General features: G+C 66.9%; 27 protein-coding genes. 12 read left to right on the forward strand and 15 right to left on the reverse strand.

Annotated features, from left to right (window positions below; genetic code table 11):
* Positions 1 to 31: 31 nt before the first annotated feature.
* Both CAL26_RS16050 and CAL26_RS16055 read right to left on the reverse strand, forming a co-directional pair.
* Positions 32 to 988, reverse strand: a complete 957-nt coding sequence (locus CAL26_RS16050) for a Bug family tripartite tricarboxylate transporter substrate binding protein (protein ID WP_094847858.1) — start codon at positions 986 to 988, stop codon at positions 32 to 34.
* A gap of 154 nt (positions 989 to 1,142) precedes the next feature.
* Positions 1,143 to 2,588, reverse strand: a complete 1,446-nt coding sequence (locus CAL26_RS16055; protein WP_094847859.1) for an MFS transporter — start codon at positions 2,586 to 2,588, stop codon at positions 1,143 to 1,145.
* A gap of 195 nt (positions 2,589 to 2,783) precedes the next feature.
* On the opposite strand from CAL26_RS16055, the gene CAL26_RS28125 reads away from it, so the two are divergent.
* Both CAL26_RS28125 and CAL26_RS16060 read left to right on the forward strand, forming a co-directional pair.
* Positions 2,784 to 3,065, forward strand: coding sequence for a hypothetical protein (locus CAL26_RS28125; RefSeq protein ID WP_143277446.1), 282 nt, complete (start codon positions 2,784 to 2,786; stop codon positions 3,063 to 3,065).
* 50 nt (positions 3,066 to 3,115) lie between these two features.
* Positions 3,116 to 3,715, forward strand: a complete 600-nt coding sequence (locus tag CAL26_RS16060) for a DNA-3-methyladenine glycosylase I (RefSeq protein ID WP_094849912.1) — start codon at positions 3,116 to 3,118, stop codon at positions 3,713 to 3,715.
* Between the two features lie 6 nt (positions 3,716 to 3,721).
* Here CAL26_RS16060 and CAL26_RS16065 read toward each other — a convergent pair whose 3' ends face one another.
* A complete protein-coding gene (locus CAL26_RS16065) occupies positions 3,722 to 4,546 on the reverse strand; it encodes an alpha/beta fold hydrolase (protein ID WP_094847860.1) in 825 nt (274 codons plus the stop codon).
* A 343-nt stretch (positions 4,547 to 4,889) separates the two neighbouring features.
* Here CAL26_RS16065 and msrB point away from each other — a divergent pair, with 343 nt between their 5' ends.
* Entirely contained in the window at positions 4,890 to 5,336 is a 447-nt protein-coding gene (gene msrB / locus CAL26_RS16070) for a peptide-methionine (R)-S-oxide reductase MsrB (RefSeq protein ID WP_094847861.1), read from the forward strand.
* Positions 5,336 to 5,854, forward strand: coding sequence for a peptide-methionine (S)-S-oxide reductase MsrA (gene msrA, locus CAL26_RS16075; protein WP_094847862.1), 519 nt, complete (start codon positions 5,336 to 5,338; stop codon positions 5,852 to 5,854). Before msrB ends, msrA begins: the two co-directional genes overlap by 1 nt.
* Positions 5,855 to 5,864: 10 nt before the next feature.
* Here the strand turns inward: msrA and CAL26_RS16080 are convergent, their stop codons facing one another.
* Complete coding sequence (locus CAL26_RS16080) at positions 5,865 to 7,064, reverse strand: MFS transporter (RefSeq protein ID WP_094847863.1); 1,200 nt, start codon at positions 7,062 to 7,064, stop codon at positions 5,865 to 5,867.
* Positions 7,065 to 7,176: 112 nt separating this feature from the next.
* Between CAL26_RS16080 and CAL26_RS16085 the strand changes: the two genes are divergently transcribed.
* From CAL26_RS16085 to CAL26_RS16095, 3 genes are all read left to right on the forward strand, one after another.
* On the forward strand, positions 7,177 to 7,956 hold the full coding sequence (locus tag CAL26_RS16085; protein ID WP_094847864.1) for an AraC family transcriptional regulator: 780 nt from the start codon (positions 7,177 to 7,179) through the stop codon (positions 7,954 to 7,956).
* 112 nt (positions 7,957 to 8,068) lie between these two features.
* Positions 8,069 to 8,278 (forward strand): hypothetical protein, encoded by a 210-nt coding sequence (locus CAL26_RS16090; protein ID WP_094847865.1) that lies wholly within the window; start codon positions 8,069 to 8,071, stop codon positions 8,276 to 8,278.
* 107 nt (positions 8,279 to 8,385) lie between these two features.
* Complete coding sequence (locus CAL26_RS16095) at positions 8,386 to 9,663, forward strand: FAD-dependent monooxygenase (RefSeq protein ID WP_094847866.1); 1,278 nt, start codon at positions 8,386 to 8,388, stop codon at positions 9,661 to 9,663.
* Here the strand turns inward: CAL26_RS16095 and CAL26_RS16100 are convergent.
* Complete coding sequence (locus tag CAL26_RS16100) at positions 9,641 to 10,846, reverse strand: YbfB/YjiJ family MFS transporter (RefSeq protein ID WP_373454483.1); 1,206 nt, start codon at positions 10,844 to 10,846, stop codon at positions 9,641 to 9,643. The two genes, CAL26_RS16095 and CAL26_RS16100, sit on opposite strands and share 23 nt — an antisense overlap.
* A gap of 154 nt (positions 10,847 to 11,000) precedes the next feature.
* Here CAL26_RS16100 and CAL26_RS16105 point away from each other — a divergent pair, with 154 nt between their 5' ends.
* Positions 11,001 to 11,930 (forward strand): LysR family transcriptional regulator, encoded by a 930-nt coding sequence (locus CAL26_RS16105; protein WP_094847867.1) that lies wholly within the window; start codon positions 11,001 to 11,003, stop codon positions 11,928 to 11,930.
* Between the two features lie 40 nt (positions 11,931 to 11,970).
* Here the strand turns inward: CAL26_RS16105 and CAL26_RS16110 are convergent, their stop codons facing one another.
* Positions 11,971 to 12,885: a LysR family transcriptional regulator gene (locus tag CAL26_RS16110; RefSeq protein WP_094847868.1), complete on the reverse strand. Its 915-nt coding sequence runs from the start codon at positions 12,883 to 12,885 to the stop codon at positions 11,971 to 11,973.
* A gap of 158 nt (positions 12,886 to 13,043) precedes the next feature.
* Between CAL26_RS16110 and CAL26_RS16115 the strand changes: the two genes are divergently transcribed.
* A complete protein-coding gene (locus CAL26_RS16115) occupies positions 13,044 to 13,916 on the forward strand; it encodes an aldo/keto reductase family oxidoreductase (protein WP_094847869.1) in 873 nt (290 codons plus the stop codon).
* 57 nt (positions 13,917 to 13,973) lie between these two features.
* Here the strand turns inward: CAL26_RS16115 and CAL26_RS16120 are convergent, their stop codons facing one another.
* On the reverse strand, positions 13,974 to 14,849 hold the full coding sequence (locus CAL26_RS16120) for a LysR family transcriptional regulator (RefSeq protein WP_094847870.1): 876 nt from the start codon (positions 14,847 to 14,849) through the stop codon (positions 13,974 to 13,976).
* Positions 14,850 to 15,015: 166 nt separating this feature from the next.
* Between CAL26_RS16120 and CAL26_RS16125 the strand changes: the two genes are divergently transcribed.
* Positions 15,016 to 16,002 (forward strand): zinc-dependent alcohol dehydrogenase family protein, encoded by a 987-nt coding sequence (locus tag CAL26_RS16125; RefSeq protein WP_094847871.1) that lies wholly within the window; start codon positions 15,016 to 15,018, stop codon positions 16,000 to 16,002.
* Positions 16,003 to 16,107: 105 nt separating this feature from the next.
* Here CAL26_RS16125 and CAL26_RS16130 read toward each other — a convergent pair whose 3' ends face one another.
* The 5 genes from CAL26_RS16130 to CAL26_RS16150 form a co-directional block, all read right to left on the reverse strand.
* Positions 16,108 to 16,983, reverse strand: a complete 876-nt coding sequence (locus CAL26_RS16130) for an SDR family NAD(P)-dependent oxidoreductase (RefSeq protein ID WP_094847872.1) — start codon at positions 16,981 to 16,983, stop codon at positions 16,108 to 16,110.
* 147 nt (positions 16,984 to 17,130) lie between these two features.
* On the reverse strand, positions 17,131 to 17,709 hold the full coding sequence (locus tag CAL26_RS16135) for a TetR/AcrR family transcriptional regulator (protein ID WP_094847873.1): 579 nt from the start codon (positions 17,707 to 17,709) through the stop codon (positions 17,131 to 17,133).
* Positions 17,710 to 17,804: 95 nt separating this feature from the next.
* Positions 17,805 to 18,671, reverse strand: a complete 867-nt coding sequence (locus CAL26_RS16140) for an SDR family oxidoreductase (protein ID WP_094847874.1) — start codon at positions 18,669 to 18,671, stop codon at positions 17,805 to 17,807.
* Positions 18,672 to 18,750: 79 nt separating this feature from the next.
* On the reverse strand, positions 18,751 to 19,260 hold the full coding sequence (locus CAL26_RS16145) for a lipocalin-like domain-containing protein (RefSeq protein WP_094847875.1): 510 nt from the start codon (positions 19,258 to 19,260) through the stop codon (positions 18,751 to 18,753).
* Between the two features lie 34 nt (positions 19,261 to 19,294).
* On the reverse strand, positions 19,295 to 20,101 hold the full coding sequence (locus CAL26_RS16150; protein WP_256988479.1) for an oxidoreductase: 807 nt from the start codon (positions 20,099 to 20,101) through the stop codon (positions 19,295 to 19,297).
* Positions 20,102 to 20,293: 192 nt separating this feature from the next.
* On the opposite strand from CAL26_RS16150, the gene CAL26_RS16155 reads away from it, so the two are divergent.
* Positions 20,294 to 21,184: a LysR family transcriptional regulator gene (locus tag CAL26_RS16155; protein ID WP_094847876.1), complete on the forward strand. Its 891-nt coding sequence runs from the start codon at positions 20,294 to 20,296 to the stop codon at positions 21,182 to 21,184.
* Here the strand turns inward: CAL26_RS16155 and CAL26_RS16160 are convergent.
* Positions 21,159 to 22,091 (reverse strand): alpha/beta fold hydrolase, encoded by a 933-nt coding sequence (locus tag CAL26_RS16160; protein WP_094847877.1) that lies wholly within the window; start codon positions 22,089 to 22,091, stop codon positions 21,159 to 21,161. The two genes, CAL26_RS16155 and CAL26_RS16160, sit on opposite strands and share 26 nt — an antisense overlap.
* Before the next feature lie 159 nt (positions 22,092 to 22,250).
* A complete protein-coding gene (locus tag CAL26_RS16165; RefSeq protein ID WP_094847878.1) occupies positions 22,251 to 23,111 on the reverse strand; it encodes an NAD(P)-dependent oxidoreductase in 861 nt (286 codons plus the stop codon).
* A gap of 126 nt (positions 23,112 to 23,237) precedes the next feature.
* On the opposite strand from CAL26_RS16165, the gene CAL26_RS16170 reads away from it, so the two are divergent.
* Entirely contained in the window at positions 23,238 to 23,855 is a 618-nt protein-coding gene (locus CAL26_RS16170; RefSeq protein ID WP_094847879.1) for a TetR/AcrR family transcriptional regulator, read from the forward strand.
* On the opposite strand, the gene CAL26_RS16175 is transcribed toward CAL26_RS16170, so the two are convergent.
* Entirely contained in the window at positions 23,818 to 24,588 is a 771-nt protein-coding gene (locus CAL26_RS16175) for a DUF72 domain-containing protein (protein ID WP_094847880.1), read from the reverse strand. The genes CAL26_RS16170 and CAL26_RS16175 overlap by 38 nt on opposite strands.
* Between the last annotated feature and the right edge of the window lie 19 nt (positions 24,589 to 24,607).

Genomic DNA, 24,607 nt, shown 5'->3' on the forward strand with positions numbered 1-24,607 from the left:
AACATCGACGCCGCCGCAAGCGCGCGCAACATCAATCCACTTCGGCGCCCGAAGACTTCACCGCCGCGCCCCATTTGGCGATCTCGCTCTTGACGAAGGCGCCCGTCTGGGCGGGCGTCATGGCCATGGGCTCGGCGCCGCGCTCGCGCAGGTAGCTTTGCATGGCGGGTGAATTCAGGATGGCGCCGATGCGCTGGCTGAGGAAATCCACGATGGGCGCCGGCGTATCCTTGGGCGCCAGCACCGCCGCCCAACCTATGGCCTCGAACCCGGGGTAGCCGGATTCCGCGACGGTCGGCACGTCGGGAAGCTGCGGCAGGCGCTTGGTGGTGGTCACGGCCAGCGCGATGGCCTTGCCGCTTTGCACGTGCGGCAGCCCGGCCGTCACGGAGTCCACCATCAGCGGCACCTGGTTGCCCAGGAAATCCGCTTGCGCGGGCCCGCTGCCCTTGTACGGAATGTGCCGTATATCGATGTTCGCCGCGGATTTGAACATTTCGGCCGACAGGTGCTGGGTGCCGCCGATGCCGGCGCTGGCGTAGGCCAGCTCGCCGGGCTTGGCCTTGGCGCGCTCCACCAGTTGCCGCATGGTCTTGATGCCCGATTGCGGATTGGACAGGAACATCAACGGGACGGAAAACATGCCGGTCACCGGCGCGAAATCGTTCGCCAGGCTGTAATCCAGCTTTTTGTACAAGGTCTGGTTGACCGCCGCGGCGCTGCCGGCGATCACCAGCGTATAGCCGTCGGCGGGCGAACGCGCCGCCTGGGCCATGCCGATATTGCTGCCCGCGCCCGCGCGGTTGTCGACGATGATGGGCTGCTTCAGCTCCGCGCCCAGCTTTTCCGCCAGCGCGCGCGCGAAGATGTCGGTCGCCTGCCCGGGCGGAAACGGCACGATCATGCGGATGGCGTGATCGGGATAATCGGCGTGCGCGGCCACGGCGGCCGCCGCCAGCGTTGCGCCGGCGATCAATCGTTTGTACATGGTCCCCTCCCAGGATGCCAGTCTTTGCGAGGTTCGCATTATGGCCGATGGCGGGACGGCGTTGCCCTGCTCCCTTGCCCGGCGCTACCGCTGCTCTGCCGCAACGGTACCGTTTCGCCGGCGCATCGCGGCCAAGGCCGCCGCGCCGTCGACCCTATTCACCGCCGACCACCGCCAACGCGGCCAGCCGGGCGCGCCGCCGCCACTCGTACGCCAAGGTGCACAGCACCAGCAGGCCGACCACGACGAACTCCATGGTCAGCACGCCCGAGGCCCCTTCCAGGTAATTCCCGCCGGGCGCGTTCAGGAAATGCGTCAGCACCGAACCCGAGATCGCCGGTCCCAGGCCCAGCGCGCTCTGCTGCACGGTGGAGAGCGTCGCGCTGCCCGACCCGGCATGCTCGGGCGGGACTTCCGACAGGCCTATGCGGAAAAAGCACCCGACGATGAAAGCCTGGCCAAAGCCGATCGGTATCGTCGCGGCCATCAGGTTGAGCACCGTGGGCTCCGGCCATACCGAACGGAACGTGAACAGCAGCGCCAGCACCCCCGCCATCTGGATCAGGCAGCCGATGACCAGCACCGGCGCCTTGTCGAAGCGCACGACCGCCCTGTTGGTCATGAGAGAACCGATGAAATAGGCGGTCCCCATCGCGATGAAGGTATTGCCGGAGGCAAGCGGCGACATCCCCGCGCCCGCCTGCAGCGTCAGCGCCATCGCGAACATGAAGCCGCTCCAGCTGGAGAAGAACAGGACCGCGATGCACACGCCGAAACGTATGCTGGACAGGCGCAGCAGCGACGGCGGCAGCAGCGGGAAAGCCTTGCGGCGTTCCTGCCGCAACTCCACCTTCCACAGCGCATACAGCAGGAAAGGCACCGCACCCAGCATCGCGCGGTATTCCCAAGGCCAATGCAGCACCGGTCCCAGGGCCACGGGAATCAGCAGGCACAGGATGACGATGGCCAGCAGCCAGGTCCCGGGCCAGTCGATGCGCGCCGGGTGTGACGATCGCGTTTCAGGCAACAGCCGCCGCGCATAGGCCATCACGACCAGGCCGATGGGCAGATTGATCAGGAACACGCTGCGCCAGCCCAGGCCGCCCAGGTCCAGCGACACCAGCAGCCCGCCCAGCACCTGCCCGACGACGAAGGCCAGTCCGCCGACCGCGCCGTACAACCCCAGCGCCCGTGAATGTTCCTGGCCGCGCAGGCTCACGTGTATGGTGGCCAGGATCTGCGGCACCGCCAGCGCGGCCGCCACCCCTTGCAGCACGCGCGCCGCCAGCAGCACCCACACCTGCCCCGCCAGGCCGCACAGCAGCGACGCCACGGTAAACAGCATCACGCCCCACCAGAACACGCGCCTGCGGCCATAGTTGTCGCCCAGGCGTCCGCCCATGGCCAGACATACGGCGAAAGCCACGCCATAGACGGCGACGATCAACTCCAGCTGCATTTCGCTGGCGTGCAGCGATCGCGCCATCGCGTCCAGCGCGACGTTCACGATGGAGAAATCGATCATGGGCAGCAGTTGGCCGGCCAGCAGCAGGTAAAGGCCCGCGCGGCCGAGTTGCGCATTGGTAGTGGGAGCAGTCATGAGACGGCCGGCACGAGCGGGCCAACAGGACCCGCGGCACCGCGATCGTAGGAAAAGTCGAGGTCGGAAGTATATTTTGCGCTGCGGCGAATATTAGGGAAATCCCTGTTGAGCACAGGGTCGGCGCGCGCGCTCAGGAACGGCCGTCGTGCCGTGCGTACTCAGGCGACTCCTTCGATCCACCTGGAGTTCATCGTGAGCATCCCGTCCATCGGCTCTAGCCATCACACCGCCTGCCTGTCGGCCCCGCCGACGCCGCCGCAGCCTGGATCGCCGGCGCAATCCGCGCCTGACATCGAGACGACCGCAATGGCCGCCACGGCCGCGATGGCCGCGATGTCGGCATCGGCCGGCGCGGACGTCGTCACCGACATCCTGTCCCAGCTGACCACGACCGACGTCTCGCAGCTCGGCCAGCTCCTCATCAACGGCCCCGACAGCGGCAGGCCGCGTCCGCCAGCGGCGGCGACGGCGTAGGCCGCCCTGCCACTACAATGCGCCGGTTCACCGAACCGGACTTGCCCGCCATGACGACGCCCCATCCCCACCGCTGCAGCTGGGCCGACACCGACGCCCTGATGCGCGACTACCACGACCAGGAATGGGGCGTCCCGCAGCACGACAGCCGGATGCTGTGGGAAATGCTGATGCTGGAAGGCTTCCAGGCCGGCTTGTCCTGGATCACCGTCCTGCGCAAGCGGGACGCTTTCCGGGCCGCGTTCGACAACTTCGATCCCGCCGTCGTCGCGCGCTACGGTGACGACGACGTGGAGCGGCTCATGGCCAACCCGGGCATCATCCGCGCCCGCGCCAAGATACTGGCCACGATAGGCGGCGCGCGCATCTACCTGGACATGCAGCGCAACGGCGAGGACTTCGCCGACTTCTGCTGGTCCTTCACCGACGGCGCGCCGATACAGAACGACGGCAAGTCATGGGTGGCGTCCTCGCCCCTGTCGGAAACCCTATCCAAGGAGCTGAAGCGCCGCGGCTTCAAGTTCGTCGGCCCGACCATCGTCTATGCGTGGATGCAGGCCGTCGGCATCGTCAACGACCACGCCGCCGATTGTTTCCGACGGTCCCAGGTGGCGGCGCCAGCCGGCAAGGCCCGGCGCCGCGCCCGATGACGCCCGCTATTCCTGGATAAAGGCCAGCAGGTCCGCGTTGATGACGTCGGCGTGCGTGGTGCACATGCCGTGCGGATAGCCCTTGTAGACCTTGAGCGTGCCGTGTTTCACCAGCTTGGCGCTCAGCAGCGCCGAATCGGCGATGGGCACGATCTGGTCGTCGTCGCCATGCATGATCAGCACCGGCACGTCGATCTGCTTCAGGTCCTCGGTGAAGTCGGTTTCCGAGAAGGCCTTGATGCAATCGTAGTGCGCATTGGCCGCGCCCATCATGCCCTGGCGCCACCAATTCCTGATCGCGCCTTCGGATACCTTGGCGCCGCTGCGGTTGAAGCCGTAGAACGGCCCGCTGGGCACTTCCAGGAAGAACTGCGCGCGGTTCGCCGCGAGCGCCTGGCGGAAGCCGTCGAAGACTTCCAGCGGCAGGCCGCCGGGATTCTTGTCGCTTTTCACCATGACCGGCGGCACCGCGCCGATCAGCACCGCCTTCGCCACGCGGCCCTTGCCGTGCCGCGCCACATAGCGGGCGACTTCCCCGCCGCCGGTCGAATGCCCCACGTGTATGGCGTCGCGCAGGTCCAGCGCCGCGGCCAGTTCGGCGACGTCGGCGGCATACGTATCCATTTCGTGGCCCGACGCGGTTTGCGAGGAACGACCATGGCCGCGGCGGTCATGCGCGATCACGCGGTAGCCTTTGTGCAGGAAGAACAGCATCTGCGCATCCCAATCATCGGCGCTCAATGGCCAGCCATGATGGAAAACGATGGGCTGCCCCGTCCCCCAATCCTTGTAGAAGATCTCGGTACCGTCCTTGGTCTTGATCGTGCTCATTGAAAGCCCTCTGCATAAATGGGAAGACAGTCCAGCACGCGCGTGGATCGCACGGCGCCTGGAACATGGCTGCTCGGCCCGCGCCGGACCTCACATGGTCGGGCGCGGCGATGTCAGGTTGATGACCGGCCGCTCGCGAGCGGGCCGGGGCATGCGGGCCCGACGGCCGGCGCTCCAAGCGTATAACGCAGGCCCCCCCATCGTCCATCCCGGAGCGCCGCATCAACCATTGGGATATGGCCTCGGCGGAACTTATACTCGCCCTGGGCATCCGAGCGTGCAGGGGTTGAAACGCCGCCGGATTCCCCCATGTAGTCGTACTTCCCTGTCCAAGGAGCGCACAATGCCCAGTTACATCAAGGATCCGGACGCCATCGCGCGGCTCACGCCCGAGCAATATCGGGTCACCCAGGAAAGCGCCACCGAGCGCCCGGGCACCGGTGAATACCTGGACAACAAGGAACCGGGCATCTACGTGGACATCGTGTCCGGAGAACCGCTCTTCGCGTCTTCCGACAAATACGAATCGGGTTGCGGCTGGCCCAGTTTCACCAAGCCCATCGAACCGGCCAATATCAACGAACTGCGCGACAGCTCGCACGGCATGATCCGCACGGAAGTACGTTCCACCCATGGCGACAGCCACCTGGGCCACGTGTTTCCCGACGGCCCGCGCGATCGCGGCGGCCTGCGCTATTGCATCAATTCGGCGTCGCTGCGTTTCATTCCCCGCGACCAGATGGAAGCGGAAGGCTACGGCGCCTATCTCGATCAAGTGGAGGACATCTGATGAACCACGAACGCGCTGTACTCGCCGGAGGTTGCTTCTGGGGGATGCAGGACCTCATACGCCGCTTCGACGGCGTGATCTCCACCCGCGTGGGCTACACGGGCGGCGACGTCCCCAATGCGACTTACCGCAACCACGGCACGCATGCCGAAGCCATCGAAATCATTTTCGATCCCGCCAGGACCAGCTATCGGCAGTTGCTGGAATTCTTCTTCCAGATCCACGATCCCACCACGCGCAATCGCCAGGGCAACGATGTCGGCACCAGCTACCGGTCGGCGATCTACTACACCAGCCCCGAACAGAAGCGCGAGGCCGAAGACACCATCGCCGACGTCGATGCGTCCGGCCTGTGGCCAGGCAAGGTGGTCACGGAAGTCGCGGAAGCCGGGCCGTTCTGGGAAGCCGAACCGGAACACCAGGACTACCTGGAGCGTATTCCCAACGGCTACACCTGCCATTTCGTGCGTCCCAACTGGAAGCTGCCCCGGCGCGCGCAGACCGCTGGCGCGAACTGAGCTTTCCGCATCAGGCGGGCGCGGCGCCGGCAGGCATCTGCCGCGACCGGCCCGCCAGCCCGCCGAACACGGCCATGACGATGGACAGCACGACACCGCCCGCCATCACCACATCCCAGCTGCCGGCCACGTCGTGCGCGCGCCCGGCCAGCGTCGGACCCGTCGCCGCCAGCAGATAGCCCACGCCTTGCGCCATGCCGGACAGCGATGCCGCCTGGTGCGCGTTGACGACACGCAGGCTCATGAACATCAGCGACAGGATGATCGCGCTGCCGGAACCGGCGCCGAACAGGATGGCCCAGACCGTGGACCCGCCCGGCGCGTAGATGAAGCCGAGCAGGCCGACGGCCATGGCCAGCGCCGCCGCTATCGCAATCGCCTTCTGGTTGTGCATGCGGGCCACCAGCGCCCCCAGCACCAGGCCGGGCAGCGCGCAGGCCAGCTGCATCAGGCCGTGCACCGACCCGGCCTGCGCCTCGCTGTAGCCTTGCTCGATCAGCATGCCGGGCAGCCAGGCCACCAGCATGTAATACAGCAGCGAGTTGATCCCCATGTACAGCGTGACCTGCCAGGCGATGGGCGAGCGCCACACGCTTGCGCCACGCGGAACGGCCGCGGTCCCGCGCGCCGGCGCGGTATGCGCGCCCAGCTGCGTGCTCCAGATGGCAAGCGCGATCAGCGGCAGGACGATGACCATGCCCAGCGCGGACTGCCAGCCGAAGGCATGGCTCAGCGGCACCGCCAATGCCGATGCCCCGGCGGCGACGCCGCCCATCATCAGCGCGCATATGCCTGTCACGGTGGGCACGCGGGCAGGAAAATCGCGCTTGACGAGGCCAGGGAGCAGTACGTTGGCCACCGCGATCCCGACGCCGATGATCGCCGTGCCGGCATAAAGCGCCCACAAGGGGCCGAACCAACGGACGATCACACCGCCCACGATGACCAGCAGCGCGCCGAACAGCGCCCGCTCCATGCCATGGGCGCGCGCGAGCGATGCGGCGAAGGGCGAGATCACGCCGAACGCCACCAAGGGCAGCGTGGTGAGCAGGCCGGCCTGGGCGCGCGTCAATCCGTATGTGGCCTGGATCATATCCAGCATGGGCGCGACGCCGGTGACCGGCGCGCGCAGCACGCAGGCGATCAGCAGCAGGCCGGTGAGCAGCAAAAGCGGCCTTGCGACGGGAAGGCGTACCGTTTCTGTAGACATGGGATAGCAAGCAATCAAAGGAATGGAACCAGACCGCAACCTTACGCGTAAACCCTTACAAGGAATTTAGCTACTATGCCAATAAATCTCTAAAACCTGACAACCCGGCACCATGCTCCTGGACGACCTGCTGATCGATTTCTGCCTGGATGGCGCCGGACCGGTCGCCGGCATGCGGCTGCAAGCCGCGGATCACGGCAGTGAAATCCCGGTCCACCACCACCGGCAGGGCCAGCTGATCCTGACGATGGCAGGCGGCGTGACCTGCGAAGTCGCCGGTGGCGTCTGGATGGTCCCCCCACGCTACGCGGTCTGGGTGCCAGGCATGATGCCGCACAGCATCCGCGCGACGCCGAACGCGCGTATCTGCTACCTGTACGTCCAACCCGGCGCGGCCCCGATGCCCGTCGAATGCTGCACGCTGGCGATTTCCCCGCTGGTGCGCGCCTTGATCCTGGACGTGGCGGACCAGCCGCGGGACTATCCCGCCGAAAGCCGCACCGGCCGCAAGGCGGCCCTGCTGCTGGAAGAACTGGCGGTCATGCCGGTGGAACGCCTGCACCTGCCCGTCTCCGACGAACCTCGCATGCGCCGCATCGCCACGATGCTGGCCGACAACCCCGCGGACCGCCGCACCCTGGCGGAATGGGCCCACCTGGTCGCCATGAGCGAACGATCGCTGGCAAGGCTGGCGCGCCAGGAAACCGGCATGACGTTCGGCCGCTGGCGCCAGCAGCTGCACCTGATCGTCGCGATGCGGCAACTGGCAGCCGGCCAGTCCGTCCAGCGCGTGGCCGAAGAACTGGGCTACGAGTCGGTGACCGCCTTCATCACCATGTTCAAGAAATCGGTGGGCAAGCCGCCGGCGAAATATTTCGCGTCCATAGGCTGACACGCCCTGTGGAACCCATGCCGGGCGACGGGGACTGACCGCGCTGCTCTGGTCCGCCCAGAGCGTCGCCGCGCGACGGCCGTCGCGTGGTTCCCTAGTTGAAGGACATCTCGTGCGTTTCCGCGTTTCGATTTTGCTGTCGATGGGCCTGGCGGCCCTGGCATTCACCACCGCCTGCACATGGAAGGACGCGTATGACGCCGTCCAGGGTTCGCACCAGGACCAATGCCGGTTCCTGCCGGACGTACAGCAGCGGCAGCGCTGCCTGCAGACCACGAGCTACGACACCTACGAAAGGGAACGCCAGAAGATGCGGCCCTGACGCGGGGCCACGGTGGCGGACACTTGGGTTATCGTCAGGCCAAACGATAAGCCGCCGGCCCCGATCGCGGCTCGCGATATCCAGCACGCTACTCGAGGAGACATCCCATGCCAGGCAGTACCGCCCGTTTCCCACGGATCCTGATCGCCGGCGCCGGCCTTGGCGGCCTGACCGCGGCCCTCGCGCTGTTGCGCCGCGGTTTCAACGTCAGGGTGCTGGAACAGGCGGCGGAATTGCGCGAACTGGGCGCGGGCATCCAGCTCAGCGCCAACGCCAACCGCGCGCTGTTCCAGCTGGGCCTGGGCGACGCCCTGGGACGCGTGGCCAGCACGGCCTCGGGCAAGCGCATACGCCTGTGGAATAGCGGACAGACCTGGCCCCTGTTCGACCTGGGGGCCGAATCCATCGGCCGCTATGGCTACCCTTACCTGACGCTGTACCGTGCCGATCTGCATGCGGTGCTGGTCGACGCCGTACGGGCGCTGGATCCGGCAGCCATCGAATTGAACGCCCGCGTCCTGTCCGCGCGCCAGGGCGCAGGCGCGGGCGAAGACGAGGACGAGGGCCAAAACACGGGTAAGGACGGGGGCGCGATCACGGTCATCCTGGCCGACGGCGGTACGCGGCGCGGCGACGTCCTGATCGGCGCCGACGGCGTGCATTCGCGCATCCGCGCCGAGCTGTTCGGCGCCGACGACGCCACGTTTTCCGGCACCCTGGCGTGGCGCGGGGTGATCCCCGCGACGCGCCTGCCGGCGCATCTGCGTGAACCCTATGCGGTCAACTGGGTAGGGCCCGGCGCCCACGTCATCCACTACCCGCTGCGGCGCGGCGAGCTGGTCAACTTCGTGGGCATCCTGGAACGCGACGACTGGCAGGTGGAATCCTGGACGCAGAAAGGCTCTATCGACGAATGCCTGCGCGATTTCGCCGGTTGGCATGAGGACGTGCACACGCTGATCCGCGCACTGGACCAGCCCTACAAATGGGCGCTCATGCTGCGCGAACCGCTGCCGGTATGGAGCCAGGGGCGCATCACACTGCTGGGCGACGCCTGCCATCCCACGCTGCCCATGCTGGCGTCGGGCGCGGCCATGGCAATCGAAGATGGCTACATCCTGGCGCGCTGCCTGGCGGAGCTGCCGGGCGATCCCGCCGACGCGCTGGCGCGTTACGAAGCGCTGCGCAAGGCGCGTACGACACGCGTGGTGCGAGGGTCCGCGGAAAACGCGCGCCGCTTCCACAATCCCGCCCTGGCCCACGCCGAAGGCGCGGCGGCGTATGTCGAACGCGAATGGAACGAGGACCGCGTGCGCGAACGCTACGAGTGGCTTTTCACCTATGACGTCGACGCGGTGCCGCTCAGCCTCGCCGGCCCCAGATGAGATCGATCGCCAGCGCGAGCACCATGAACGCCGTGCCGATGACGAACAGCAGGATGTAGTTGCCGCCGCTCTGGTTGAACACATAGGACAAGGCATAGGCCGCCACAGCCTGGAACAGGGCAAAGCTCACCGTCGCCGTGCGCCAGGCCGGATCGCGATGCGCGGGGTGATGCGCCAGCAATTCATGGACGCGGCCCAGCACCAGCGGTACCGTCCCCGTCACGAAGGCGCCGACGATGATGCTGGACGCCATCAGCCAGCCATCGCCCAGGCCCAGCGCGGGTATCGCGACACCTAAGGCCTGCAGCGTGAATGCCAGCCGCAGCGCGCGCCCGAATCCGATCCTGTCCGCCAGGGCGCCGGCCAGGACCGGCCCCACGGTGGCCCCGATGCCGAACAACACCCAGTATTGCGCGCCGACCTGCAGGCCCTCCCCCAGGCCCCGGGCGACGAAGTCGACCAGGAAAATCATGTGCGGCACCCAGCCGGCGGCGTTCAGCGCGTACTCGACGTACAAGGCGCGCAGGGACACGACGCGCGGCGCACGGTGTTGCCTGACGTGGTGACGGGCCTCGGCAGGCGCGGTGGCGCCGGAAGGCCAGCCCTGCCAGGCGACCGCCGTCGCCACCAGCGACAGCACGCCCAGGCCCAGCCACGTCTCCTGCAGGCTATCGCGCAGCAGCAAGGGCACCAGGGTCCCTGAAGCAGCCACCCCCACGCCCACGCCCATGAAGATCACGCCGCCGGCCAGTCCACGCCGGGCCGCGGGCACCAGCGGCAGCACCGTGGGTGCGGCCAACACCATCAGCGCGCCGCCCGCCACGCCGGACAGAAAGCGCCAGGCGAAAAACCAGGAAAAGGAAAGCGGATAGGCGCAGGCGAAGAACGCGATCGTCGCCAGGGCCATCATCGCCCGCAAGGTCAACGCGATCGGCAAGCGCGCGGCGATGGGCCGCGCCAGCAGCGCACCCGCCAGATAGCCCGCCAGGTTGGCCGCGCCCAGATAGGCGGCGACCGAGGCGTCGAACCAATGCGCGGCGATGATCGCGGGCAGCAAGGGGGTGTAGGCAAAACGTGCCAATCCGATGCCGACCAGGCTGGCGCAGAAGCCGGCCAGCGTCGCCCATCGCGCGCTGGCGGCGCGCGGTTCGGTGGTGGAGATAGCGGCCATCGCTTTGCCCATGATCCTTTCCTGGCTGTTCGTTACGGACAGCCTACGCCTTGCCACCTATCTCAAGAAGCGAATTGATCAGATACCAGTTATCTTATTTACTGATACCCGTGCTACGCTGGAAGCATCCAATCCACACCGCGGACGAACCCGGAACCCAGGCCCCATGGACACAGCCGACCTCGAAACCCTCGCCGCCGTCGCCCGGCACGGCAGCATGAACAAGGCGGCCAGCGAGCTGCACACGGTGCAATCCAACGTCACCGCCCGGATCCGCGCGCTCGAAGAAGAACTGGGCGTGCCCTTGTTCCAGCGCCATGCGCGCGGCGTCACCATCACGCCGGCCGGCCAGCGCCTGCTGCCCTTCGTCGCCCGCATCGCCAGGCTGCTGGCGGAAGCCGAATCCGCCGCCAGGGACGACGGTGAGCCCGGCGGCGCGCTCGTGCTGGGCGGCCTGGAAACGACCACTGCATTGCGTCTGTCGCCGCTATTGATCGAATTCGCCAGCACCTATCCCGCCGTGCGGCTTACCCTGAACACCGGCACGACCGCCGGCCTGCTCCGCGACGTCGTGGAATGCCGGCTCGAAGGCGCCTTCGTCAGCGGCCCGGTCAACCACCCGGACGTACACCAGGAAACCATTTTCACGGAAGAGCTGGTGCTGGTCAGCAGCCCCGCGGTGCGATCGATGAAGGACCTGGCCAGGATCGTCGAGCTCAAGACCGTGGTGTTCGGCGGCGGCTGTTCCTATCGCCAGCGCTTGAATACGCTGCTGGCCAGCATGGGCGTGGTCGCCGCGCAGCCGCTGGAGTTCGGCTCGCTGGACGCCATCCTCGGCTGCGTCGCCGCCGGCGTCGGCGTGACGCTATTGCCCAAGGGCATCGTCACGTCGGCCTTCCAGGCGGGACGCGTGGCGATACACCGCCTGCCGCCCGACCAGGCCCGGGCGGAAACCCTGTTCGTGCGCCGCACCGACGGCTATGTCTCCAGCGCCCTGGCGGCCTTCCTCGCGCTCGCGCGGCGCTATCACCGCACCCCGGAAAAGGACCGCGCGCCGGTGCCGATCTCGACCCTGGCGCCGCGCAAGCGCGCCTGAGCGCGGCGGCAACGCCTGATGAACGCGTTCAACCGCCTGGCTATTTCGTTCCGGAAAAAGCCGGGCGCTTGATGAAATCGACAAAGGCCTTCAGCGGGGCGGGCATCAGGCGCCTGCCCGGGTAGTACAGGAACGGCCCGGAAAACCGCGGCCACCATGGCTTCAGCACAGGTTCGAGCGCACCCGACTCCAGGTGGGGCCGCAGCCAGTCCTCGAACAGGTAGACGATGCCGCTGCCGCCGACGGCGGCATCCACCGCCAGGTCCACGGCGCCGCCTATCCGCACGATCAGCGGCCCGGTCGCCTCCACGCGCACGGTTTCGCCGTCGCGTTCGAACTCCCACGGCGGCATGGTGCCGCTGGGAAACCGTCCGCGCAGGCAGGCATGCCGCATCAGGTCCTGGGGATGCCGTGGACGTCCATGGCGTTCCAGGTAGGCTGGCGCCGCGGCCGCCGCCATGCGTTGCACACGCGGACCGATGGGCACGGCGATCATGTCCTGCTCCAGGCGCTCTTCATAGCGTATGCCGGCGTCGCAGCCCGCGGCCAGCACGTCGACGAAGCTTTCTTCCGCGACCACATCCATCAGGATGTCGGGGTACTCCTTCAGGAAGGCCGGCACGATCGCCGGCAGCACCAGCCGCGACACGCTCATGGGGACGTTCAGCCGCAAGGTGCCGGCCGGCCGGTCGCGGAAGCCGTTCACAGTGTCCAGCGCGGCTTCCATCTCGGTGAGCGCGGGGCCCAGGCGGTCGAGCAAGCCGGTGCCCGCTTCGGTGGGCGCGACGCTGCGGGTCGTACGGTTCAGCAGGCGCACGCCCAGCTGTGCTTCCAGGCGCCGCACCGCTTCGCTCAGGCCCGACGCACTGCCGCCGTTCAGACGTGCCGCATCGCGAAAGCCGCCGGCGCGCGCTACCGCCACGAAGGCATTCAAGTCATTCAGGTCGACCTTCAATCTCCGCCCCTTGCCCCATCCGAGCTTGCCTCCGCGGTGCCGGGCAACCGCAGCGATTGTTCGCCATTCCGCACAAGCCGTATGGATTGTATGGGATTATCACGCGGTCGCGGATTGGCTATCTTGCAGTTGTGATCCATCCAACGGGAATTCCAGACATGTCCACCCTCGATCAAGCCGGCACCTACAGCCTGGGCCAACGCACCGTCAAACGCCTGGGATATGGCGCCATGCAGCTGGCCGGTCCCGGCGTGTTCGGGCCGCCCAAGGACAAGGCCGCGGCCCTGGCCGTGTTGCGCGCAGCGGTCGACGCCGGTGTCGACCACATCGACACCAGCGACTTCTACGGCCCGCACATCACCAACCAATTGATCCGCGAGGCACTGGCGCCCTACCCGGACGATCTGGTCATCGTCACCAAGATCGGCGCCCGGCGCGGCGATGATGCATCCTGGCTGCCGGCGTTTTCGCCGTCGGCGCTGACGCAGGCGGTCCACGACAACCTGCGCAACCTTGGCCGCGACGTCCTGGACGTGGTGAACCTGCGCGTGATGTTCGACACGCACGGCCCCGCGGAAGGGTCGATCGAGGAGCCGCTCTCCACGCTGGCGGAGCTGCAACGCCAGGGGCTGGTGCGCCAGATCGGGCTGAGCAACGTCACGCCCACGCAGATCGCGCAGGGGCGCGGCATCTGCGACATCGTGTGCGTGCAGAACCTGTACAACCTGGCCCACCGCGCGGACGATGCCTTGATCGACGACCTGGCCCGCGCGGGCATCGCCTATGTGCCCTTCTTCCCGCTGGGCGGCTTCAGCCCGCTGCAGTCGTCCATCCTGTCGGACGTCGCCGAACGGCTGGACGCCACCCCGATGCAGGTGGCGCTGGCCTGGCTGCTGCGCCGCTCGCCCAATATCCTGCTGATCCCGGGCACCTCGTCGGTGGGCCATCTGCGCGAAAACCTGGCTGCGGCGCAGCTGCGCTTGCCGGATGACGCGATGCAGGCGCTGGAAAGCGTGGGCGCGTCGGCCTGAGCCGAAACGACCTGAACAACCGAAACGGCCGAATTGGCGAAACGGCGCGCCGCGCCGTCAACGCCGCGCGCCGCGCCGCCCAGCATCCGACAGCCTGTCGCTGACCAGTTCGACGAAGCGGCTCAGGCGCGGCTGGCGCCGCATATCGCGGTGGTAGCCCAACCAGGTATCGCGCGACGGCGGGGGTTCTCCCAGGTCGATGGGCTCGATCCCTGGCGTCGCGTCGCCCAGCGGCCGCGGCAGCACCGCCAGCCCGACGCCCAGCGCGCAGAGGCGCGCCTGCGCCTCCCGGCTGTTGCTGCGGGCGGCCACGGTCGCGTGCGGCAGCAGGCGCGTCACCCAGGCCACGTCGGGCATGTTGCCGAATGCCGTATCCATCAACACCAGGCGGCATCCCTGCCCGCCCCCCGGTGCCGCGCGCCATTGCCCCGCGCGGCCATATAACGCGTACTGCGTGCGCAGCAGTTTCTTGCTGACGACGTCCGGGTCCTCGAAAGGCAGGATGCGCATGACGCAGTCCGCCTCGCGATGCGGCAGGCTGTACAAGCGCGGATCGGTCAACAGTTCGATGGTCACGCCCGGATGCCGCTCGCTGAACTCGGCGATCACCGGCGTCAGCAGCAGCGTGCCGAACCAGTCCGAGCAGGACACCCGCAGCAGGCCCGACAGTTGGGTCTCCGCGCCGGAAAGTTCGCGCATGGCCGCCAACGCTTCCGCTTCCATTCTTTCGGCATGCGCGAGCAAGGCCTGGCCTTCGTCGGTGGGCACGAAGCCATGCTGCGTGCGCTGGAACAGCACATGCCCCACCTGTTGCTCCAGGGACTTCAGGCGGCGGCCCATCGTCGGCTGGGTCTGCCCGAGCACCCGCGCGGCCGCCCCCAGGCTGCCCTCGCGCGCGATCGCCAGGAATATCCGCAAGTCGCTCCAGTCCATGCACGTTCTCCCTCTAGGCCCACCGCCCATCCGTCTGTTTCGGCACTCATGCATTTTTGCATGGATCCATGTCAGATTTATGGATTCACATGCGTTTCCTTTGAGCCTAGAGTGTCTTTCACGGACGGCGCGGCCCACGCCAGCGCCAAGGATTTGGAGAACACACATGACCACCCCGACCATGCGGGCACTTTGGGTCAACGCGCCCGATGCGCCCTTCGAACAGAAGCAGACCCCCCTTCCCAACCCAGGCGCCGGCGAAGTACTGGTGCGCATCCAGGCCAGCGGCGTCAACCCGCTGGACCTGAAAATCCGCGCTGGCGCGGCCGCGCATGCGCAACATCCGCTGCCCGCGATACTCGGCATGGACCTCGCCGGCACCGTCGAAAAGGTCGGGCCCGGCGTGAGCGGATTCGAGCCCGGCGATGAGGTATGGGCCATGGCCGGCGGCGTCGCCGGCGTGCAGGGATCGATGGCGGAATTCGCCGCGGTCGACGCCCGGCTGCTTGCCCACAAGCCGGCGAATCTCTCCATGCGCCAGGCCGCCGCCCTGCCCCTGGCCGTCATCACGGCATGGGAAGGCATGGTCGATATCGCCGCCGTCCAGCCCGGCGAAAAAGTGCTGGTCATCGGCGCCGGTGGCGGCGTCGGCCACGTCGCCGTGCAACTGGCACGGGCGCGCGGCGCGGACGTCTATGGCGTGGACAGTGCCCGCTCGGCCGACTACCTGCGCTCGATCGGCGTCACGCCCATCGCGCGCGACACGCCGGTGGACGCCTACGTGCGGGAATGGACGAACAACCAGGGCTTCGACGCGGTGTATGACTGCGTGGGCGCGCTCGATGCGGCGTTCAACGCGGTGCACGTGCACGGACGGGTCACCAGTTCGCTGGGCTGGGGCAGCTATTCCCTGGCGCCCCTTTCGTTCCGGTCCGCCCGCTACGCCGGCGTCTTCACCCTGCGCCCCTTGATCACCGGCGAAGGCCGGGACGCGCACGGCCGCATCCTGCGCGAAGCCGCGAAACTGGCCGAAGCGGGCCAGCTGACGCCGCGCATGGACGAGCAGCGCTTTACTCTGGACCAGGCCGAGGCCGCGCACGAGCGCGTGCGCGGCGGCGGCGCGACCGGCAAGGTGGTGATCGAAGTGGAGTAGCCGCACAGGCCCATCCGGCCGCCACCACGGCGGCGCGGCGGCCATGGACCACCAGCGGCACGCCACCACAGCGGCAACGACCACCATGGCGGCCAGGGCGGCGTCCTACTTGAACTTCTTCAGTTCATCCAGGCCCGCCGGCAGCTCCGCGCCGGGAAAATGCGTCGACAGCGTGGTCGAGCGCCATGCGGCCATTTCGCTGGCGCGTTCCGTCTCCGCCTGCTCGCAGACGTACAACGCATCGCCGCCCAGCAACAGGCGCAGCGGCAGGTCGTCACGGCGCGACAGTTCGACGATCAAGGCGGCGATCCTGGCAGGGTCGCTGACCTCGTGGCCCGCATACTGGCCGAACACCTTCAGGACGCGGCCGACGGATGCCTCATAGTCCCCCAGGCTGGCGCCGGCCGCCGGCCTGGCGGTGTTGGCCCAGTCCGTACGCATGCCGCCCGGCTCCAGCGTGCAGACCCGGATACCCAGATGCGCCACTTCCTTCGCGACGACGTCGCTGAAGCCGCCTACCGCCCACTTCGCCGCCTGGTACGCCGACAAGCCGGGCGTGGCCGTGCGGCCGCCCACCGAAGAGACCTGGAAGATGTGCCCCGCGCGACGCTCCCGCATCAGCGGCATCACAGCCCGCGTCAGATTGACGACGCCGAACAGATTGGTTTCCACCTGGTCGCGGAAGCTTTCCGGATCCATCTGTTCGAACGGCACGACGTGGCCGTAGCCGGCGTTGTTGACCAGTACATCGAGTTGACCATAGGCCTTCAGCGCGGCCGCCACGGCGCGCTGCGCGCCGTCGGCGTCCTTCACGTCGAGTTCGACCGGAAGGATGCGGTCGCCGTAGCGCGCGACCAGATCCGCCAGGCGTGACGGATCGCGGGCGCCGGCGACCAGGCGATCGCCCGACGCCAACACCGCTTCGCTGATGGAACGACCCAGGCCGCGCGCGGCGCCAGTGACTAGCCAGACTTTGGACATGCTTGACTCCTGAACGTATAAAGAAATAAATGGTTGATTACTCACTCATTAATATGGCAGTCGGCTTTTTGGATCGACACGTCCGCACCGGATCAACCGAATCGAACGCCGTCGCGGGATAGCCCGCTGCCGACCATGGAGATGGCGTCAATGCGCCTTCAATACCGCCCACAAGGCGCGAAAGCCCTGGTCCCGATAGAACGCCGTCCTGTCCGGGTCCTCGGCGCTGTATTCCATCGTGGTTTCCGCCAGCGACGCAAACAGCGCCGAACGGTAGGCCTGCAGCTGATCCGCCGGCATGTCGTCGCCGCCGCCGGTGCGTTCCCGCATCATCGCGCCAATCTCGCCAAAGCCCTGCGCACCCGCAACGCGACTGCGTTCTTCGATGCGGCCGCTGATGCTCAACTGGCGCAAGGCCTGCCGGGCATCGGGATTCGCCAGGCCCCAGTCGATATAGGCGTTCCACGCATGACGCGCCCGCCGCTCCAGCGACGCACCGCGCGGAAAGGCATCCAGCATCGCCTCCCGCATGCCTGCTTTCAGATGCAGATACAGCTCGTTCAGCAGGACGTCCTTGTTGGCGAAGTAGGTAAAGACGGTCCCTTCCGCGACCCCTGCCAGCCGTGCGATGCGCGCGGTCGTCGCACCCGGGCCGTCCGCAGCCAATGCCTGCGCCGCGGCGGCGAGTATCGCCTCACGCTTGTCCTGACTGCGGGGACGTGCCATTCCTGTCCAATTAATGAGTGATTGCTCAATCATACTGCCAGGATGCCCGGCTGGCAAGCGGGGGCACGAGTGCCGTCGCCCCCCCGCGGCCGCGCTCAGAGGATCGGTGCCCCGCCGGTAACCGCGATCGTGGCGCCCGAGATATAGCTTGCCTCGTCGGAAGCCAGCATCACGTAGGCGGCCGCCAGCTCGGCCGGCTGGCCGGGCCGCTTCATCGGCACCTGGCTGCCGAACTGCTCCACTTTCTCCTTCGGCATGGTGGAAGGAATAAGCGGCGTCCAGATCGGTCCGGGAGCCACGCAGTTCACCCGGATGTTCCTTTCCGCCAGCATCTGCGCCAGCCCCGCGGTGAAGTTCTGGATCGCGCCCTTGGTCGCGGCGTAGGCCAGCAGCCCCGGATTCGGCTTGTCGGCGTTGATCGACGTGGTGTTGACGATGGACGCACCGGATTGCATGTGCTTGACCGCCGCGCGCGTGATGCGGAACATGGCGCCGATGTTGGTATCGAAGGTCTTGTCCCATTCCTCGTCGCTGATGTCCTCGATCGACGGGTAGGTCATCTGGTAGGCGGCATTGTTGACCAGCACGTCCAGCCGGCCGAATTCCCGCGCGGCGCGCTCGACGATCTCCTTGCAATGCGCCGGGTCCTTGATGTCGCCGCTCAACAGCACGGCCTTGCGGCCGGCTTCCTCCACCCAGCGGCCGGTCTCGCGCGCGTCTTCGTCTTCGTCCAGGTAAGCGATCAGCACATCCGCGCCTTCGCGAGCGTACGCGATCGCCACCGCCCTGCCGATACCGCTATCCCCGCCCGTGATGATCGCGGCCTTGCCCGCCAGGCGGCCGGAGCCGCGATACGACTTTTCGCCATGGTCCGGCTGCGGCGTCATCGGCGCCGTACGGCCGGGGGTTTGTTGTTGCTGCTGATCCGGGAAAGGTGGTTTCGGCTTCTGTATATCGCTCATGACGGTCTCCAATGCTGACAACATGCACGCCCGCGAGCGTGCCGACTACCCGTCACAGCAACCGGCGGACCCGCGCCGACTATTTCGCCCTCTGCCAGCGGATGCGGATCCTGGTCCCATCCGGACGCTGGAATTCTTCCGCCATGTGGTCGCCGGCCACCTTCAGGGTCAGGTCCTTCCGCGTGCGTACGCTGCCTACCCAATTCGGAAAGGTGGAACCCTCCACGCGGTTGCCGCTGAATTCGCCGTTGCCGTCGACCGTATAGGTGCCGAAGAAGCCTATGCCGCTTGCCATGGCGGCGCGGTTTTCGGCGTCGGTGCCCTTCCCGCGGGCATTGGACGCGAATGGCGGCAGACTGGCGTCCGTCAGCACTTCGATGAAACGCATATCGGGAGTGAAAACGAGCAGGCCGTTGGGCCTTTCTCCATAGGCCGGCAAGTTCCTGCCGTCGGGATCGAGCTGTGCCGATACCATGCGCCAGGCGCCCAGCAACTGATTGGGTGCCGGAGATCGGGCATGAGCCGCATCGGCGGACGCCACGGATAAAGCCATGGCCAGCGCGGCCATCCGGATATTGCGCACGATCATGAGCCCCTCCTTTATCAACAATCCGCGTACCGCCTCAACCTTGGCCGTCCGCATGCGACAGTGTTTCCCAGCGCGCGATCTCTGCCTGCCAGTCGGCCAGCGCGGCCGTGACCAGGCGCACCGCGGTGGGCCCGATCAGCAGCTTTTCGGGAGGCTGATTCATTTCGACGGCATCGACCACGACCCGCCCCAGGGCCACCGAATCGCCGAATGCAAAATCGTGGGTGGCGTTCACCACCGCGTCATAGTCGTCGATCGCATGATCGGCCTTCTGCTGCGACCGGCTGAACCAGTCCGAGCTGAAGATGCCGGGCAGTATGGCCGTTACGTGGATGCCCAGGTCTCGCACTTCCTGCCGTAGCGAGTCCGTCATGCCCAGCAGGGCGAACTTGGTGCCGTGGTATGCGCTCAGCCCGGGAAACGCCACCATGCCTCCCATCGACGACACATTGACGATGTGGCCCGCGCGCCTTTTGCGCATGCCGGGGAGCACCGCCTGTATCAATGCGACCGGGCCGTAGACGTTCACTTCGAATTGCTGGCGCAGCGCCTCCAGATCGAGTTCTTCCAGGACGCCCACCAGGCCGTAGCCAGCGTTATTGATCAGCACGTCGATCGTCCCCAGCGTGCCTTCCAATTCTTGCACCAGGGCCTGGATGCCGGCGGTGTCGCGCACGTCCAGCAATCTTGCCAACGCGCGGCCCGGCGCCAGCGCTTCGAACGCCTGCCGCTGCGCATCCTGGCGCACGGTGCCGATCACCTGGTGGCCCCTGGCCAAGGCTGCGTTCGCCATGGCGCGGCCAAGCCCGCTCGACACGCCCGTAATGAGTATGTTCTTCACGTTCGATATGCCTCTTTTTGATTGTGGGACGGCGAGCCCGATCTGCCCGCCACATGCGGCGCGCTGGCCCTCGCGAGCGACGACGGTTGCGTCACGGCCCGCTCCGTGCAATCTATTAGATGCACAACAGCAATACAATCAGCCGATCAATTCAGAGGTTGTTGAGCAACGCTCACTAATTGGAAGGTCGCCATGAAACAGCCGACGCTGGCAGAGCTGACCGCGTTTCTCCGCGTGGCCGAGCACCTGAACTTCCGGCGCGCCGCCCTCACATTGGGGGTCTCTCCCTCGGCGCTCAGCCACACCATCAAAGGATTGGAGGCACGCATAGGCGCGCTCCTGGTCAAGCGCACCACGCGTAGCGTGGCGCTGACCGAAGCGGGGCAACGCCTGGCGCAGCGTTTGACGCCGGCCATCGCCAGCATCGATGCGGCGTTCACGGAGCTCGCCGACATCGGCGACACCTTGACCGGACGCATCTGCGTCAGCACCATGGAATACGGCGGCCGGCTCCTGCTCGAAGATGCCGTGGCCGGCTTCCAGGCCATGCATCCCGATGTGGAATTCGAAATCCGCGTCGACCATGCGCTGGTCGACATCGTGGCCGCCGGCTGCGACGCGGGCGTCCGCTTCCGGGACCAGGTGCCACCCGACATGGTCGCCATACCGATCGGACCACCGGTCGCGATGGTGGCCTTCGCATCGCCGGCCTACCTGCGTGACCGGCCGCCCGTGGCGCAGCCGCATGACTTGCTGGCCCATCGGTGCATACGCCAGCGGCTGTCCAGCGGCGCCATCCTTCGCTGGCGATTCGAGCGCGATGGCCGCGGCATCACCATAGACCCGCGGGGACCGTTGATCTGCAACAACCTCAGCCTGATCGTCCTGGCGGCGCTGCGCGGGCTGGGCATAGGCTACGTCCCCTCCAACCACGTCGAGCCCTACTTCGAATCCGGTGCGCTCACGCCGTTACTGCGCGACTTCAGCCCGCCCTTCGACGGACACTGTCTGTACTACCCTCGCAACCCGCATCACGCCCCGACCTTCGCGGCCTTCCTCAACCACCTGCGTTCGCGCGCATGAAAGCGCTCAGTTCGTCGTTGAAGCGGCTTGCGTCCTCATAGAAGGTCGAATGGCCGGCGTCCTCATACAGCGACAGCCGCGCCTGCGGGATTTTCGAGACCGTGTACTGGCTCATGGCCACGGCGGATATCTGGTCGTGCATGCCGTGGGTCACCAGCACGGGCACCTTTACTTGCCGCAAGGCGGCGTCGTAATCCGCGGGCCGGCCGCCCAGCAGCTTGCGCACCGCCACCGGCGTTTCATTGTTGAAGCGCACCATCTCGGCCATGGCCGCGGGCGTGGGCTGCTTTTCGAAGCATGCATGCAGGAACGCTTCGGTGCCGCGTTGCGCCTTGGCGGGATCGTCCGAAAGCATGTCCAGCAGCAAGGCAAAGGAACGGCCGAGCGTGCCGCGGTCGCCCGTGGAGGTCGCGGCGACATAGTTGATCGCGCTCACCTCCCCGTCTCCATACACGGTCAGGTAGTCATTGACCACCCGGCCCCCATACGACCACGGCACCAGGCATGGCCTGGATCCGCAGGTTGCCTTGATGACGGTATGCAAGTCATCCGCCCATTTGCGACCGTCCTTATAGGCTTCCGGCACCGGCGGCTTGTCCGACGCGCCATGCCCGCGCAGGTCGTACGCGACCAGATGGAAACGCCGCAGCAGTTGCGGGTCCCGCAGTTGCCTTTCCCAGCTTTCGTGGCTTTGCGAAAACCCATGGACGAAGACGATGGGCGGGCCCGCCCTGTTGCCCGCCTCGAACACGGCCAGGCGCACACCGTCGCTGGCGGAAGACGTGATCACGCGTCGCTGCACGCCTGAATCCGCTTTTGCCCACGCCAGCGGCGTCAGGGCGCCGGCTCCCACCAGCGCGCAGGTCTGTTTCAGCAGGCGTCGGCGCCCCCTGTTGTCCGGTGCCATCGTCGTCTCCTTGTTGTCATGGCATCCGCCGCGCGAGCGCGACCCGATGACCGGGCCTGGCGCGGCATGCGGCGGCGACGTAAGGCTAGGCGGGAACGGCGATCGCCGGAAATGAAAAATATCAGGGAGGACGATCGATGGCGTCGATGGTCCGCGTGCCTACCGGCGCGGGATCGGCGTGCGTATCGTGTATTCGGCCATCACCGACCAATCCTTGTCGGCGCCGCCGGCGTCCACTGCTTCGGCCATCTGGCGACGCACGGCATCGAGCATGGGCAGGCTGCGGCCCAGTTCGCCGGCGGCCGCGTCGGCAAGCCGCAGGTCCTTCAGTCCCAGGGAAGCCTTGAATCCCGGCTCGTAGCGATCCTGCGCGATGTTGGCGGAATACACCTGGTAGGACCGGCTGCCGAACAGCGTGTTCAAGATCAGTTCGAAGAAACGGTCGCGCTCCACCCCGTTGGCCTCGGTCAGCACGACGGCCTCGGCCATGGCTTCGATCGCCATGGTGATCATCATGTTGCAGGCGATCTTGGCGGCATGGGCCATGGGCGGCTGCTCGCCCATCTCCCAGATCCGCTTGCCGATGACTTCCAGCGCCGGCCTCGCCTTGTCCAGCGCGGCGGGAGCGCCGGCGGCCAGGATGTTCAGCTCGCCCTTGGCCGCGACGTCGGGCCGGCCGAGCACTGGCGCCGCGACATAGTCAATGCCGGCCTCCCCGTGGTGCCGCATCAGCTCCTTGGCGAACGCGACGGAAATCGTCGACGACACCACGTGCACCAGTCCTCGCCTGGCCTGCGCCAGCAGGTCCGCATCCAGCAGCACCGCGCGGATGGCGGCGTCGTCGGACAACATGGTGAAGGCGATGTCCGCCTGCAGCGCCCGCACCGGCGTGTCCACCATGGTCACGCCTTCGACCTGCCCACCGGAGCGGTTCCAGGCCTTCACCACATGCCCCGCCGCGGCCAGGTTGCGCGCCAGTTCGCGCCCCATGGCGCCCAGCCCGATCATTCCGATTTCCATGCCACTCTCCCGCCCATCCCGGGCCCGTGATATATATCAATTGGTACATTAGTTGAACACTGCCCGGGCCGTCAACGACTTATATACCGTTTGCTATAATAAATGCGGTAATAAAAGGATAAAGACATGGCGATCATGGGACGCCCCCGCACCTTCGATCGTGACCAAGCGGTCGAGCAGGCGATGCATATCTTCTGGGAACATGGCTATGAATCCACCTCGCTGGCCCAGTTGAAGGCGGGCATGGGCAAGGGCATTTCGGCGCCCAGCTTCTACGCCGCCTTCGGCTCCAAGGAAGCGCTGTTCCAGGAATGCGCGCGACGCTACCTGGCGACCTATGCCCAGGTGACCGAATGCCTCTGGGACGACAGCCTGTCTCCGCGCGACGCCATTGAAACCGCGTTGCGCCGTTCCGCCAAAATGCAGTGCGAACGCGGCCATCCCAAGGGATGCATGGCCGGCCTGGGCGCCATGAGCGCGACATCGCCGGAAAATGCGGAGGTCACCGCGCCGCTGACGCGTTCGCGCGCGCGAACCCGGGCCGGTATCGGCGCCTGCGTGCAACGCGGCGTGGACAGCGGCGAGCTCCGGCCCGATACCGATGTGCGCGGCCTGGCGACGGTGTTCGACGCCTTCCTGACGGGCTTGTCCACATTGGCGCGCGATGGCGTGCGGCACGCCGTCATGGATGCCGCCGTCAGCCGCATCATGTCGGCCTGGGACGCGTCGAAAGCGACCGCATGAGCGCCAGGGCATTCGGAATCGCCGCGCCGCGCGCGGTATTGTCGAAGATGCACCACACAAGCCTGTTCTGCGCGCGCGCCTCGTCCACACGCGCCGCGACCGCCTGGATGAACGTCTCATCGTAAGCCGAGTAATACATATCCGGCGCCCCGTGCAGCCGTATATAGAACAAGGACGGATCGCCCACCGGGTCGGCGCCGGGCACCGGCGATGGATGCGCCCGCACGCAGGCCACTTGGGCGCCCCGCAACAGATCGGCGCCACGCGGCGTGAACCAGCTGGGATGACGCGGCTCGCACGCGACCGGCATGGATGTGTGCCTGCGCAGCAGGGACAGGAACCGCCCGGCCTGCCGCGCTTCCAGCGCAAGGCTGGGCGGCAGCTGGATCAGGATGCAGCCCAGCTTCTTTTCCAGCGCCGCGACCTCGTCCAGGAACGCACGCAACAATCCTTCGCACCGCTGCAGGCGCGCATCGTGGGTGATGGTCCGGGGCAGTTTCACGCTGAAGCGGAAGGCGTCCGGAACACTATCTGCCCATCGGGCGTAGGTCTGTGCCTGATGCGAGCGATAGAAGGAAGAATTGATTTCTACGCAGGGAAAGACACGTGCGTAACGTTCGAGGTGGCTACCTTCCGAAGCGAAGGTGCCCTGGTCCTGCGACGATAGCGACCAGCCAGCGCAACCGACGAGGGTTGGGGAAGATGCCAACGCGAGGCTTTCGGAAATTTTCATAAGGCAGAGCAATGCACGA

This window comes from Bordetella genomosp. 9, assembly GCF_002261425.1.
Taxonomy (GTDB): Bacteria; Pseudomonadota; Gammaproteobacteria; order Burkholderiales; family Burkholderiaceae_B; genus Bordetella_C.